The 13,483-nt window shown below is 63.8% G+C and carries 14 protein-coding genes; 6 read left to right on the forward strand and 8 right to left on the reverse strand.

What is annotated here, in order from left to right:
- Positions 1–35 precede the first annotated feature (35 nt).
- The gene (locus F812_RS0117140) at positions 36–2,108 is read right to left on the reverse strand and encodes a TonB-dependent receptor domain-containing protein (RefSeq protein ID WP_156827499.1); all 2,073 of its coding nucleotides are present in this window, start codon (positions 2,106–2,108) and stop codon (positions 36–38) included.
- A 211-nt stretch (positions 2,109–2,319) separates the two neighbouring features.
- Positions 2,320–3,186: a MurR/RpiR family transcriptional regulator gene (locus F812_RS0117145; RefSeq protein WP_020087223.1), complete on the reverse strand. Its 867-nt coding sequence runs from the start codon at positions 3,184–3,186 to the stop codon at positions 2,320–2,322.
- Between the two features lie 126 nt (positions 3,187–3,312).
- On the opposite strand from F812_RS0117145, the gene F812_RS0117150 reads away from it, so the two are divergent.
- The 3 genes from F812_RS0117150 to F812_RS0117160 all read left to right on the forward strand — a co-directional run bounded on the left by F812_RS0117150 (position 3,313) and on the right by F812_RS0117160 (position 7,177).
- On the forward strand, positions 3,313–3,618 hold the full coding sequence (locus tag F812_RS0117150; RefSeq protein ID WP_020087224.1) for a DUF2218 domain-containing protein: 306 nt from the start codon (positions 3,313–3,315) through the stop codon (positions 3,616–3,618).
- A 169-nt stretch (positions 3,619–3,787) separates the two neighbouring features.
- Positions 3,788–5,398, forward strand: a complete 1,611-nt coding sequence (locus tag F812_RS25660) for a sensor domain-containing protein (RefSeq protein WP_020087225.1) — start codon at positions 3,788–3,790, stop codon at positions 5,396–5,398.
- A gap of 255 nt (positions 5,399–5,653) precedes the next feature.
- Positions 5,654–7,177 (forward strand): MFS transporter, encoded by a 1,524-nt coding sequence (locus tag F812_RS0117160; RefSeq protein WP_020087226.1) that lies wholly within the window; start codon positions 5,654–5,656, stop codon positions 7,175–7,177.
- A gap of 87 nt (positions 7,178–7,264) precedes the next feature.
- Here the strand turns inward: F812_RS0117160 and F812_RS25665 are convergent, their stop codons facing one another.
- Positions 7,265–8,029, reverse strand: coding sequence for a DUF2147 domain-containing protein (locus F812_RS25665; protein WP_020087227.1), 765 nt, complete (start codon positions 8,027–8,029; stop codon positions 7,265–7,267).
- A 215-nt stretch (positions 8,030–8,244) separates the two neighbouring features.
- Here F812_RS25665 and F812_RS0117170 point away from each other — a divergent pair, with 215 nt between their 5' ends.
- Positions 8,245–8,505: a hypothetical protein gene (locus tag F812_RS0117170; protein ID WP_020087228.1), complete on the forward strand. Its 261-nt coding sequence runs from the start codon at positions 8,245–8,247 to the stop codon at positions 8,503–8,505.
- Positions 8,506–8,592: 87 nt separating this feature from the next.
- On the opposite strand, the gene F812_RS0117175 is transcribed toward F812_RS0117170, so the two are convergent.
- From F812_RS0117175 to F812_RS0117185, 3 genes are all read right to left on the reverse strand, one after another.
- Positions 8,593–9,057, reverse strand: a complete 465-nt coding sequence (locus F812_RS0117175; RefSeq protein WP_020087229.1) for an FKBP-type peptidyl-prolyl cis-trans isomerase — start codon at positions 9,055–9,057, stop codon at positions 8,593–8,595.
- A gap of 87 nt (positions 9,058–9,144) precedes the next feature.
- The gene (locus tag F812_RS0117180) at positions 9,145–9,717 is read right to left on the reverse strand and encodes a TIGR00645 family protein (RefSeq protein WP_020087230.1); all 573 of its coding nucleotides are present in this window, start codon (positions 9,715–9,717) and stop codon (positions 9,145–9,147) included.
- 259 nt (positions 9,718–9,976) lie between these two features.
- Positions 9,977–10,267 carry a PsiF family protein gene (locus tag F812_RS0117185; RefSeq protein ID WP_020665390.1) on the reverse strand — a complete coding sequence of 97 codons (291 nt, stop codon included), beginning with the start codon at positions 10,265–10,267 and terminating at the stop codon, positions 9,977–9,979.
- A gap of 388 nt (positions 10,268–10,655) precedes the next feature.
- Here F812_RS0117185 and F812_RS0117190 point away from each other — a divergent pair, with 388 nt between their 5' ends.
- Positions 10,656–10,985, forward strand: a complete 330-nt coding sequence (locus F812_RS0117190) for a hypothetical protein (RefSeq protein ID WP_245257703.1) — start codon at positions 10,656–10,658, stop codon at positions 10,983–10,985.
- A gap of 137 nt (positions 10,986–11,122) precedes the next feature.
- Here F812_RS0117190 and F812_RS0117195 read toward each other — a convergent pair whose 3' ends face one another.
- Complete coding sequence (locus F812_RS0117195) at positions 11,123–11,353, reverse strand: hypothetical protein (protein WP_020087233.1); 231 nt, start codon at positions 11,351–11,353, stop codon at positions 11,123–11,125.
- A gap of 653 nt (positions 11,354–12,006) precedes the next feature.
- Between F812_RS0117195 and F812_RS0117200 the strand changes: the two genes are divergently transcribed.
- Positions 12,007–12,348 carry a hypothetical protein gene (locus tag F812_RS0117200; protein ID WP_020087234.1) on the forward strand — a complete coding sequence of 114 codons (342 nt, stop codon included), beginning with the start codon at positions 12,007–12,009 and terminating at the stop codon, positions 12,346–12,348.
- Between the two features lie 215 nt (positions 12,349–12,563).
- Here F812_RS0117200 and F812_RS0117205 read toward each other — a convergent pair whose 3' ends face one another.
- The gene (locus F812_RS0117205) at positions 12,564–12,833 is read right to left on the reverse strand and encodes a hypothetical protein (RefSeq protein ID WP_020087235.1); all 270 of its coding nucleotides are present in this window, start codon (positions 12,831–12,833) and stop codon (positions 12,564–12,566) included.
- Between the last annotated feature and the right edge of the window lie 650 nt (positions 12,834–13,483).

A 13,483-nucleotide genomic window follows, 5' to 3' on the forward strand; every position in this document is an offset into this window, starting at 1 on the left:
CAGGCAGCGCTCCCCAAGGACAAGCTCGCGATCCGTCAGAACTTCGCGGTGGTGCTGAGAAGGAACGAGCGGCCGGGTTCGTAGAGCGGCGTCACTTCGCCGGGGAACTCGTGGCCGTAGGACGCTCGATCCGAGTAGGTCTCGTCGAAGATGTTCTGCACGTCGAGGCGGAACGTCAGATCGTAGGTGGAGAGCTGCGGCTTGTACTCCATGAACGCGTTCACGACCCGATAGGACGGGTAGGGCGGCGAGCCCGCGATAACGCGATCATACTCGGGCGCGAACTCGGCGTCCGCGCCGACGGTGAGGCCGGTTCCGGCGAACGTGTGAGCGGCGGTGACGGTGATGATTTCGCCCACGGGTGTCACGAGGTAGTTGCCGGTGTAGGAATCGGCCGGCAGGCCGTCGATGGTGGCATCGATGTTTGCGTACTTCACGCGCAGGAAGCCCGAGCCCCAGTTGTAGCCCGCGCCGATCTCAAAGCCTTCGCTTTCCACGTCGCGGGAGATGAGGGCGATGCGGGCGCTGTCGATCTCGGTGCGGAAGATCGTTCCTTCGAGCGTCCAGCCGCCGTAGCGTGCGACGAGGCCCGCGGTGTAGTTGTCGGCCGTGGTAGCTTCGAGGCCGTTCGGATAGGTCCAGGCGGGGCTCATGATGAAATTCTCGGCGAGGGGCACCCCGGCCCAGACGTGCGAGTAGCCCGCCTTCGCGGTGAGGAAGCGGCCGAGCAGATCCTGCTCGCCGGAGATGTTGCCGCTGAGGCCGCTGTCGTTCCACTTCGAGCCGTTGACGCCGGTGAACCACTGCTGGTCTGCGCGGCCGCCGAACGAGAGGCGCGTGCCGAGAACCGGCTCGATCCTGGCCTGCGCATAAGCGCCCGCGACCGTGCTTTTCTCGCGCGGGTACTCACCGGGAAAATCGAGAGCGGCGCGGCTCTTGCTGAAGTCGATGCCGGCGATCACGTTGCCGGTGTCGAATGCGAACTTGTTCTCGGCCTTTCCGTTGAAGGTGTCCGTCTCGCCGAGGGTTGGTGAGACGCGCCCGTTGCGGCGATTGGTGAAGGGCGTGAAGACCTCGGTCTTGCTGTAGGCGAGCACGACCTTGGGGTCCCACCAGCCCTGGGGTGTCGCGTCGCTGTAGTTGAATACCGTCGTCTGCCGGTCGAGCCTGTACTCGCGCAGCGCGGGCTCGAGACCCAGCGGGGGAATGATCGCGTTCGCGCGATAGGGACGCAGCCCTTCGTCGTTCAGGCGCTCGTGGCTGATCTCGAAGCGATCGCCGCTGGTCGCCTGATAGGCGAGCTTGCCGATGCCGCTCAGGAAGTCGGTCTCGCTTCCTTCGACGGTCTGGCCGTTGCCTGCTTCGAAGTCGTCGCCATCGCCGAAGCTGAAGTAGCCGAGCGCTTCGAAGCCCTTGGACATGCCGTAAGCGGCGAGGTTGCTGGTGAAGACGTTGCCGTTGGTGTTGAAGGACGATTTCACGAACCCGCCGAGGCCGTCACGGTCCAGCAGGTCGCCGACGTCTTTCGTCTCGTAGGCGATGGAGCCTGCGAGTGCGCCGAATCCCGCGTCGGCAGGCGCCACGCCCGCGTCCACGCGAGCGGCCTTCAACAAGCTCGGGTCGATGAGATTTGTGCCGTTGTGGTGGAACACCTTGTTGTTCTGGCGGGCGCCGTCGACGGTGACGGAGAGGTTCGTTTCCTCGATGCCGTTGACGTACACCTTCTGCGACATGGGCAGCGAGCTGCCGACGAGGATGCCGGGCTGGCCGGAGAACACGTCCTTGATGTTGCTCGGATTGATCCTGGCCAGATCCTGCGAGGTGATGTCGGTGGTGTTGGTGCCGATGCTGGGCTCGGCGGAGACGGTTGTGGCCGCGGGTTTCGCCGCAGGCTGGGTTTCGACGGGCGCGGATGCGGCGGCTGGTGCGGGAGCCGGGTTGGCCACCTTCTTTTTCTTTTTCGCGCTCTGTTTGGCGGTCACTTCAAGGGGCGGCAGCTCGGCTGGCTGCTCCTGCGCGAATGCGGGGCCGAGCCCGATCCAAAGCGGTGCCCCCGTGCCGAGCATGAAGGCCGCGGATCGCGACCGAATTCCACTTATGTGACGCATAAATCTTCCCCAAGTCTGTCAGCGAAACGGAGCTGCGCAGATGCTCTGGCGGCTTCCAGCTTCAAAGGCGGCTGGCTGGCTAACGTCGCGGCGGGCGCGGTGGCTGGCTGGCTGATAGGGTTCAGATTTTAATTGCTGACTGTAGTAGTAAATAAAATGATCGGGCAGCCGCGAGAAGGGAGGGCGAGCGGTGCAGAATGGTCACAGGGGCCTATTTGTGCACGGCACTACGCAGCCTGGTCAGCCGCTCGAGCGTAGAGATGGCCTTCGGCGGGTTCTCGGCGGCCATCGCGAAATTTATTGCTTCGAGGCATACGAACGTTGCGCCGTGCAGAGCGATACGTCCCGCAAAGCCGCGCAGAACCGGGACGACGGCGGTTGCGTGACGCGTGAGCGCGACCTCTTTCGAATCTGTGATGAGGACGACCGGCGCCTTCAGGCGCCGCGCTTCGCCAAGTGTCGAGATCGCTTCGCGGAACGGCTTTCCGTAGGCGAGCATCACCAAGGCGTCGATGTTGCGCATTTCCAGGAGTTGCTCGGGAAGCGGCGACAGGCATCCGTCGAACACGAACGTCGGGTAGCCGATGCGGTTCAGCGACATTGCGAAATAGCGCGCCAGAAATGCGGTTGCACCAATTCCGAACACGCCAATTCTCTTGGCCGGTCTCAACTGCGCGACCGCGGCGAGAATGCTCGCTTGCGTCTCGGGTGCGGACAGGTTGTTGAAGGTTTCCTGGTGGTCGGCGAAGACCTGCTCGACGGCCGTTGCCGATCTTGCTTTTATCGAAGCGACGGTGCGGGCGATGGTGTCCGCAGGGGTTTGGCCGACGCCCGAGGCCGTTGCCACCACCCGCCGCAACTCGCGCAATCCGCTGAAGCCGAGCGCCTGGACGGCGCGGACGACAGTCGCGTCGGATGTCCGCAGGGCTGCTGCGATTTCCAGCGCCGACTGGGTCATGACCTCGTGCCGGTTGTTGTCGATGAACTCAAGCACCCGCGCGATCGCGGGAGAGACGTTGCGCGCGCGGACGCGGATGCGGTCGCTGAGCTTGTCGTTGGGCCTGCCTGCCGCCAGCATGTGTGATCCAAAAAGTACACTACTACAATCTAGTATTGAGATGTAGTGGATGTTACGCGTTGCGTTCAAGACCAATTCGACTGCGCCGCCCCATCCCGCTGCGCTGCATCAGTGTCATGGAAGTCTATGCTCGCAGCAGAAGCCCGCGTCAGCTCGGAGAAGGCCAGCCGCTATCTGGTGCAGCTCTGTAAGCACTTTGCTCACAAGACGACGGCCGAATACGACGCGGATCAGGGCCGCGTCGATTTCCAGCCGGGCGCCTGCCTTTTCAGAGCTACCGAGGCCCAACTCCTCCTCATGTGCGAAGCGGAGACCGCCGAAGATCTTGAGCGCATCAAGCTCGTGGTCGCTGACCACCTTGTCCGGTTTGCGCGGGGCGAAGACCTCCGCGTGGAGTGGGCGGATCGACCGACAACGTCCGGCGACGGTTGAGATTTGTTTAAAAAGTCTCAACGGCAACAGATAATTAAGCATAAGCGCTAAGCAGAATTTCACGCGTCCGCGGCATTTTGAGCTGCTTTGTATGGAACGCCACCGGACATGGTCCGGGTGACGAAAGGGCGTTCCTGTCGAAACTGGTTCATTGCGATCGGCCGAGCCCATGACACGGACCCTGCGCCTTCCCACGATCCCCAAAGAGCTGGTTGGGCTTACGGCTCAGATCGCTCTGACCATCTTCGTGGTCGAGCTCTTTCTCCTGATGGCGATGCGGACGCAGCAGGGCGCACCGGCCAGCGTGATCGATCATCTCTGGGACGCGGCTTTCGTAACGGTCGTCAGTGCGCCTCTCATGTATTTCTGGATCGTCCGGCCGTTCGTCAACGCGGCGCTCGCGGCCAATGCCGAGCTGCAAAAGGTGGCGAGGACGCTTGACGATGCGCTGCAAGCCAAGAGCGTCCAGGCGGAAGCTCACGCTTCGGCGCTCGCGCGGCTCAAGCTGCAGCGGGTGATCCTCGATCGCCTCGCCATTCTCTCCGAGACGGACGTGCGCGGCACCATCACCGAGGTCAACGACAACTTCTGCAAGATCAGCGGCTATTCGCGTGACGAGTTGATCGGGCGCACGCATTCGCTCGTCAATTCGGGCCTCCATCCCAAGTCCTTCTGGACCGAGATGTTCGCGACGATGGCCAGGGGCGAGGTGTGGCAGGGCGATGTTCGCAACCGCGCGAAGGACGGCAGCTATTACTGGGTCCATTGCATCAACTCCGCCGTGCGGAATGCGGATGGCAAGCTCAAGGGCTACATGAGCCTTCGCATGGACATCACCGAGATCAAGACGATCCAAGCCAAGCTGCACGATCAGAACGTGAAGCTCGATGCCGCCCTCAAGCACATGTCGCAGGGGCTTGTCATGTTCGATGACGAGCAGTGTCTGGTCATGTGCAACGAGCAATACGCGAAGATGTACGGTCTGCCGGCGCAACTCTGCGTGCCCGGAACCCCGCTCGCCGATGTGATCAACAACCACGTCATCACCGATATCTACCGGGACGGGATGCCGGCCGATTATCTGCCCGAGCGTGTCGCGGGCATCGCGCATCTCAAGGAAAGCGTTCATGCGCTTTCGAATGGCAACTCGATCGCGGTGGTGCGCAGCCCGATGCCGGAGGGCGGCTGGGTTTCGACGCACGAGGACATCACGCATCGCTTGCGTCTCGAGGACCGGATTACCCATCTCGCGCTGCATGACGGCCTGACCGACCTTCCCAACCGCACGCTTCTTCGTGATCGTCTCGATCACGCGCTGGCGAAGCTCGCGCCCGGCGACAGTGTTTCCGTGCTCTATCTCGATCTCGACCGCTTCAAGCAGGTGAACGATACGTTGGGGCATGCCGTGGGCGACGCGTTGCTCAAGGCCGTTGCCGAGCGGATCCGGGCTTGCATCCGGAAGACCGATACGGTTGCGCGTATCGGCGGCGACGAGTTCATCGTCGTGCAGGTTTCGGCGGATGCGATCAAGGATGCTGCCGTACTTTCGGAGCGCTTCATCGACGAGCTTTCGGCGCCTTATGAGGTCAAGGGCAATACGGTGAGCATCGGCGTTTCGATCGGCATCGCAATCGCGCCTCGCGACGGGGCGAACCAGGAGCAGTTGCTCCACAACGCCGACCTTGCGCTTTATCGCTCGAAGGCGTCGGGCCGGGGCACCTATCATTTCTATGAGCCGGATATGGCCGATCGGGCGTCCGAGCAGGCGAGCGCGGCCTGATCCGGCGCTTTCGGCCGGCGAGCCTGATAACGGCTTGCGTCGCCACAGGGCCCGGTGCGTTGCGCCGCGGGAACCAATCGTGAGCGAGGTGCCGCGAAACCTGCGTTCGCGATCTCCAACGCGTCGCCTCCCGTGACATTTCCCGAGCTTGACGTTAAGAGGCGCAGTCCTGACGGGGCTGTTCGGGCCTGGGCGTGCGCTTTGCCGTCCGGCCGGTTCCGATGAAGGCTGATCGGGTGGAGGCCCCGCTTACTCATGTCACAAGACGCCGCGTTCAACGCTGCGAAGGCGACGCGCCGCGAGTGGATCGGGCTTGCGGTGCTTGCGCTCCCTTGCGTGCTCTACTCGATGGATCTCACGGTCCTACATCTCGCCGTACCGCAGATCACCGCTGCGTTGAAGCCGAGCTCGGCGGCCTTGCTCTGGATCGTCGATATCTACGGCTTCATGGTCGCGGGCACGCTGATCATCATGGGCACGCTGGGTGATCGCATCGGCCGGCGGCTGTTGCTGCTGATCGGAGCGGCGGCTTTCGGCGTCACCTCGCTGCTGGCTGCCTTTTCCACGAGCGCCGAGATGCTGATCGGGGCGCGGGCGCTGCAGGGGCTTTCCGCCGCCACGCTCGCCCCTTCGACACTCTCCTTGATCCGCAACATGTTCCATGACGACGACGAGCGGGCATTCGCGATCGGCGTGTGGGTCGCGAGCTTTTCGGCGGGCGCTGCCGTGGGGCCGCTCATCGGTGGCGTATTGCTCAGCCATTTCTGGTGGGGCTCGGTGTTCGTGATCAACGTGCCGATCATGCTGCTGCTGCTCGCGCTGGGGCCGTTTCTGCTGCCGGAGTTCCGCGATCCCAACGCCGGGCGCATGGATCTCATGAGTGCGGCGCAATCCCTCGTGTCCGTGCTTTCCATCATCTACGGCATCAAGCGCATCGCCGAGGACGGCTGGGCCTTGGGGCCGGCCGCGGCGATCGGCGTGGGGCTCGTCATCGGTCTCTTTTTCTTCCGCCGCCAGACGCAGCTCGCCGATCCTCTGATCGACGTGGGTCTGTTCCGGGCGCGCGGTTTCAGCGCCGCGCTTGCGACGAACATCATTGCGCTGTTCGTCGTTTTCGGCACCTTCCTGTTTATCGCGCAGTATCTTCAACTCGTGCTCGGCATGGGGCCTCTCGAAGCGGGTATCTGGACGGCGCCCTCTGGGATCGTGTTTGCGCTCGGCTCGATGGCCGCGCCGTTTCTCGTGCGTGCGTTCCGGCCCGGCACGGTGATCGCGTGGGGCTTTCTGCTGTCGTCGCTCGGCTTCGCTTTGCTGACGCAGCTCAGCGCGGCACACAGCCCGTGGCTGCTGTTTGCAGGCATGATGATCTTCTGTCTGGGGCTTGCGCCGATCGGAGCGATCACGACCGATCTCGTCATGGCCGAAGCACCTCCCGAGCGAGCCGGAGCTGCGTCCGCAATTTCCGAGACGAGCTTCGAGTTCGGCGGCGCTCTCGGCATCGCGGTGCTCGGCAGCATCGTGACGGCGCTCTACCGCAGCGCGATGGGCGGAGCCGTGCTGGGCGACATGTCTCCGCACTCCGTCGAGGTGGCGCGCGACACCCTCGGGGGCGCGGTCTCTGTCGCTCATCAGCTCGGGGGAGACGGCGGCGAACGGCTGTTGGCGACGGCGCGCGAGGCGTTCGTCTATGCGTTCGAGGTGACGTCGGCAGTTTCCGCCGTGGGGGCGATCGTGGCAGCCGTGATCGCGGCGCTGCTCCTCAAAAGAGTTGAGCGGTGACGATGCATGGGAGGCGCCCTGCATCGTCACCGCGCTTTCGTCGGCAGGATCTAACGTGCTTCTCGTTGGGGACGAATGGAAAGCACGCTAGTCGCGGCAAGGGACCGAGATGACGCGGCCGACGTAGGGGATCTTGTATTTGCAGGTGCGCTTCGGCTCGGCGTCGAAGCTTTCATCCTGTGACGAAGCGGGCGTGGCGACCGTCTTTGCCGGTGCGGCCTCCTTCGTCGCGGCTGGTGCCGGCTCGGTTGCAGCGGGTACGGCTGCCGGGGTGACTTCCGCGACCCGTTTCTTCGGTGCACCCATCAGTGCAAGCGATGCGCTCGATGCGCCGAGCGAGCGGGTTGACGGGGGCTCGCGCGCGGGCTCTTGCGCAACGGGGGTGGCGTCCCGCGAGGCGGCGGAATCGGCTTTCGCTTCGACGACCTGTTTCGGGGCTGCCGCCGTCGTCTCGCCGCAGCGTGTGATGGTGTCCGGCGCGCGGTTCCAGGTGAAGGTCTTGCTGAAGAACGATCCGGCGTTGCCGACCACACGGAGCGTGCTCTCTCCGGTGCGGGCGAGCTCGACGCTGTATTTCTTGCCGCGATCGGGGCTGTAGATCCAGCCGCCGCCGTCCGGCGTGACGTTGCCGAGGATCTGCATTCCGCAGCGCTTGGCGTTTTTCTCGTCCTTGATGTGGACGACATAGCCGCACAATCCAGCGCCCGTGGCGCAGGGCGCGATCTCGACCGCGCCGCGCCCGTTGTGATCGAACCAGATGCCGGTGGGGTCGGAAGCAGCTTGCGCGGAAGCCGACCAAAGCATCGCTGCCGCCGCAGCGGCGAGCCTCAGGGTACGGGTGTTCATCTGCATGACGCGCCTTCCTCCTCGGGGGTGTCCATGGCCGGGAGTTTGGCGGTGGCCCAGGCGGGGGGCTATTCCCTGGGGAACAGGTGACGGTCTTTGCTGATTGGTGAGGCGTAAACCTTGGGTTTGCCTTGCGGGCAGCTTGTCTCCAGGATGCGCGATCCCGCGTGGAGGCCCGCCGGAATCTGGGCTAGACTGGCCCCGAAATCGGAGATGCGATCATGAAACGCCTGATCTTGCCCGTTCTCGGAATTGGAGCGCTCGTCGCGCTCATGCCGGCAGCGGTTCGCGCGGATTCCTATTGGGAGGTGGAGCACGCCCGTGCCAATGCGCGGGCTGGCGGCCCCGTGAGCGAGCGTGACGCCGAGTTGCTCGAACGCTATGGCTGCCTGAGCGGAACGCGCAGCGCGTTCTGTCAGAAGCTCTCGGGCGAACCCAGCAAGAAGGCGCGCTACCGTGCGGAGCGTCGCGCTCGCCGCTAGCACGCGTTTGCGCCTCTATGGAAGCGAACGGCGCTCCTGGCCTTTGCGGTCCGGAGCGCCGTTCCTTTTATGTGCGTCTGCCGCGGGCTATTTGACGTCCAAGAGCTCGACGTCGAAGATCAGCGTGGCGCCGGGCGGGATGACGCCACCCGCGCCTCTCATGCCGTATCCAAGCTCCGAGGGAATGACGAGGGTGCGCTTGCCGCCGACCTTCATGGAGGCGACGCCGAGATCCCATCCCTTGATGACCTGCCCCATGCCGATCTTGAACGGGAACGGCTCGCCGCGGTCTACGGAGCTGTCGAACTTCGTGCCCTTCTTGCCGTCCTCCAGGAGCCAGCCCGTGTAGTGCATGATGCAGGTCTGCCCCTTCTGGGGCGAGGCTCCGGTGCCGATCACCGTATCGGTGATCTGCAAACCGCTTTCCGTTGTCACAGTCTCTCCTACCTGTTGGGCCGTCGCGGCGGCGGGGGCGACGAGGATCGCCGTGGCGCCAAATGCGAGGGCGGTTGCCGCTGCCGCGAGGGTATTGGCGGGCCTTGCTGTTTTCATCTTTTTTCCTGCTCCCTGGGTTCGATGTCTCGAATGCCGGGGCCGTATGTAGCCTAACACTATGGCGAGAGGCAGAGGAACATTGCCTCAGTGCGCCGCGCCGGCCTTGGCGGGCTTCGCCCCGTTGGCGGCGTGGCTCAAATGATCCACGTAGGCGATGCCGATGGCCGACAGGATGAACGTGACGTGGATGATGGTCTGCCACATGACGCCCGCCTCCGTGAACTTGGCGCTCTCCATGCCGAGATTTCCGGCCTCGATGAAGGTCTTCAGGAGATGGATCGAGGAGATGCCGATGATGGCCATGGCGAGCTTGATCTTGAGCACGCTGGCGTTGACGTGATCGAGCCATTCGGGCTGGTCGGGATGGCCTTGAAGCCTCAAGCGGGACACGAAGGTCTCATATCCGCCGACGATCACCATCACGAGCAGGTTGGAGATCATCACCACATCGATGAGGCCCAGCACGATCAGCATGATCTGCTGCTCGCCGAAGGAGCCCGCATGAAAGAGGAGGTGGATGAGCTCTTTCATGAACAGGAAGACGTAGACGCACTGCGCGATGATGAGGCCAAGATAGAGCGGCACCTGTAGCCAGCGCGATCCGAAGATGAGCGACGCGAGCGCGCGAAGCGGGGAAAAGGCGGGCTGTGCGGACATGGTGCGTACCTCTGCGGGTGAGCTTGCTCTGCGAAGACGCTGTGTCTTCCTCGTGAAAACGAGGGGCGCTCGATAGCATCCGCGATTGCAATTCTAAATGCGGCATGCAGGAAGCCGCGCACGCACGTAGTTCTCCTGAAGGGGTGCATTTTGGCGTTATTTTACGGGGTTTGAATGGGTTCAATGGCGAAGCCGCGACGCTGGCGCGCCGCGGCCTCATCCGCCATCGAGGGGAGATCGCCGGATCTGTGGCTGTCCGTCAGCTCTTGTGCACGTCCGGAATCGGCTTGTGTGCCCTGAGCGCGGTCTTGCAGGCCGAACGGAATTTCACGCGGTCCTTGCCATGCAAGCCTTTGGCGTCTGCCTCCTGCGAGCACTGGATCGACTCCGGGCTTCTCGCCTTCGCCGTCTTCGTAGCCGGCGCCGATTTGTTGGTTGCGGCGGGTGCGTTCGACTGCGCGTTCGAACCGTAGTTCGCCGCCATCGCTCCGCTGCTCGCGATCAACATGGCCGAGGCGGCAAGCGCCGGAAGATATTTCAAAGCCTTCATCGGGGTCATTCCTTCCTTGAAACCTACATTTCGAAAACGGGCTGGGACGTGCCGCCCGGCCCGCTTTCGGGATGGGGCCGGACGGCCTTCTTGCGGGGGAGGCTACTGCCTTCGCCCACTCCTAGTGATGGGGGTGAGCCCGGGGCTTCGCCAGCGGTGCGGCGTATACAAATCGGTAAAGCGCTTGGGGCGTCGCGGGGAGCAGGGACTGGTGGGGGCGGGCGGGATTAAGCCTGTTCGCGCCCGCGAAAACCCGGCGCTCCCGCGATTTTCGGCCGGTCGCGGCTTCATGTCCGATGTTCACATTTGAATCCGGCCGCGCTCTCGGTTTTTATGGGGCGGGTGAGTCCTGCCCGGGCCGGCCAGGCCCGGACGACGATGATCTAAGATGAGCAAGAGCCGCGAAGGCGCGAGAACGGAGTTTGAAGTTATGGCGGACACGACGGATACGACCGAGGCGATCAATCAGCTCAAGCGCGAGAACGCGGAGCTTTCCGGTCTGGCTCTCGCCACGGGCGTCATTCTCACTCAGCTTCTGCAGACCATCTGCAAGCGTGAGATGAATCCCCAGCAGTCGGCGGGCAAGATCATCGCCAACGCGCGCGATGCGGTGGAGGGCTTCACGGCGCAGTCCGGGGCCGATCCCGTGATGAAGGCGCGGGCGCTCGAGGCGGTGAAACAGTACGAGGATCAGATCCGCTCCGTGCTGGCCGTGTAAGGATCGCCTGATCCTAGGGCCTGATCTCAAGACATCTGAAAGCGCCGGGAGTTTTTCCGGCGCTTTCTCTTTTATCTGCGTGAGATTTCATGTGCCGCGCTGGGCTGCCTCGACCCGTGCAACTCGCGGACGCTCGCTCAGCAGCCGTGGCGCACCACGCAGCGGCGGAAGCGCCAGCCCCATCCCCAGCGAGCGCGGCATTCGCGATACCAGAAGCGGCAGGAGCGGCGAACCTGCACGGTTTCCACCATGCTGGGCTGCGACAGGGATTTTCCGAGGGCGGCGGCGTTGGGGGCGGCACTGGAGGACGGGATTCCGATACAAATCATCGCGCCGGCGGCGAAGGCCGCGGCAGTGAGCTTGTGCATGGAGTTGTCTCCTTCAAAATTCGACCCGGCTTCACTCAATGTATGGGTGCGGATTTTGTTCCGGAAGGCAGGCTGCGGGCAAAGGGGAGCGGGCTGCGTCCTTCACAGCGCGATTACCGTCTCGCGTGTGTTTCGAGATGCGAGCGGCCGCCGGTGCCCGATGTGCATGGCGGCCGCTGGTCAGGGTGTCTCGTTGTGGCTGAGGATCAGAGATTCATGTGCGTGCAGATCAGGACGCCGCCTATTTCCGTGCACAGGCGGACGCAGCCTTTGGTTTCAATCGCGGTGACGTGGAACTTGGCATCGATGGTGACGGCGTCGGCCGAGCTGGTTCCGATTTTCGTGACAGCTTCCGCCAGCGCGCGCTCGGCGATAGCGCGAGCTCAGGAATCATTGGTGTGAATGTTGGCCATGTGGTCTTTGATGTACTGCGCGTTCAGGCTTGCCATGTACGGGTCCTCCACAAAGTTACGCAACTTAAGATTGCATTACTTTCATGCGAGTGGCAAGCACTACTCCGTTGTCTGTGCTTTTGCCTCCGGGGCCGCGGCTTCTCTTCGCGCCCATGATCCCGCTGGAACAGACGGCCTGATGCGGGCTCTCTAGCGTTCCGTGCGACGGCGGAATGCGCTGCGAGAGAGAAGGGTTTCCCCATGATGCGCATCTTCGATTGGCTGTTCGTGAACCAGTTGTTCCGCACTACCGAGCGCGGCGATGCAGTGTTCTATCCCAACGGCGTCACGGGCCGCGGCTATCTCCTGCCGCCTTCGCGCGAGGCGGAGGTGCGCGGGGGCGTGCGGCGCCTGGTGCTGCTCGCGCTCGCGAGTGTCCTTGCCGTCGTGCTGATCGCGCCGCGCCTCATCGAGGGCTGGATGGGTGCTGCCATTCCCCTCGGCTGGTTCGTCGGCGGCGCGTTGGCCGTGCTCGTGATCGAGACAGCGCTCATCATTCGCGCCCTGGCGCGGCTAACGGAGAGGCTTGAGCCTCTTCGCTGATCATAGCGAGCTGCATCCGCGCGGCGCGCGCAAGCCTTTCCGAAGGTACGAGCCTGTCCGAAGGAGAGGGCTGTTGCCGCCAGTTGCCGGCGACAGCCCCGCTCCGCGTGGCAAGCGAACGCGTGTCTTGCCGCTTTTTTCGTGGACCCGCGGACAGACGCTCGCTCTTTGACTGGACGTGCTTCTGATCGGAAAATCGCTTTTGCGGAAAGGCTCTAGAACTCGATCCAGATGCCGTTATGCCAATAGCCGCGGCCGTGGCCGACCTCGCGCCAGCGGTAGCGATGGGCTTCGGCCTCAGGCCATCTCCAGTCGTCGGCGTAAACGCGCAGGCCGAACTCGGGCTTGTACTCGTGGCGTTCCTTGACGCGCCAGCAGTCGCCTTCTGCGTTGCAGACGACGGCGGCTGAGGCGGTGGCGGTCATGAGGGCGAGGGTGCCGGCGAGGGCGAGGCCAACCGTGGTGATACGCGTGGAGACGTACATGGGCTCCTCCTGTGCTGGGGGCTTCTCGTGTTGGCGCGCCGGAAACGCTCCGTGGGCCGATTTGGTTCGATGGGCGGCAGGGAAAGAGAGGGCGGCGCACGCGGCTGTGCCGGGCGCGGGCGGTATTCGGGTTTGGAGTCAGGGTGGTAGGCAGTGGGCAGTGGGCAGTGTTGAGGGGGGGGGCGCTCCCGCTCGCGTTTTATTTGCGCTCAGCTCCGGCAAGACCTGCCCAGCTCGCGTCATGCCGAAGGCATGCGCCAAGAGAGTGCCGCCGGATGAGCGGGATGGGGAGAGGGTAGGGGCGAGCGGAGAGGGCGGGATAAGGTTTTGGATGTCGGCTTCGTCCCAGAAGCGGTCATTACGTTGATGCGTATGCTCCGCTGCGTCGCCGTTCTCGCGGGTCCGGAATAGGAGGATTGGCTGTCGCACGCCAAAGCCCATCGCGATACGGACTCTATGCGCCGAGGGTGGCAGCGAGGTTGTTGGCGAGTTTTGATCCACGCGCCCGCGAAGGGCGCGACGCCATCGCCGCGCTTGGGGGAAGGCGGCGCAAAAGTTTCGATCCACGCGCCCGCGAAGGGCGCGACCACAACGACATCGGTCGGTCCAGATGGTGGCGTTGTTTCGATCCACGCGCCCGCGAAGGGCGC

Source organism: Hyphomicrobium zavarzinii ATCC 27496, from assembly GCF_000383415.1.
Taxonomy (GTDB): Bacteria; Pseudomonadota; Alphaproteobacteria; order Rhizobiales; family Hyphomicrobiaceae; genus Hyphomicrobium_C; species Hyphomicrobium_C zavarzinii.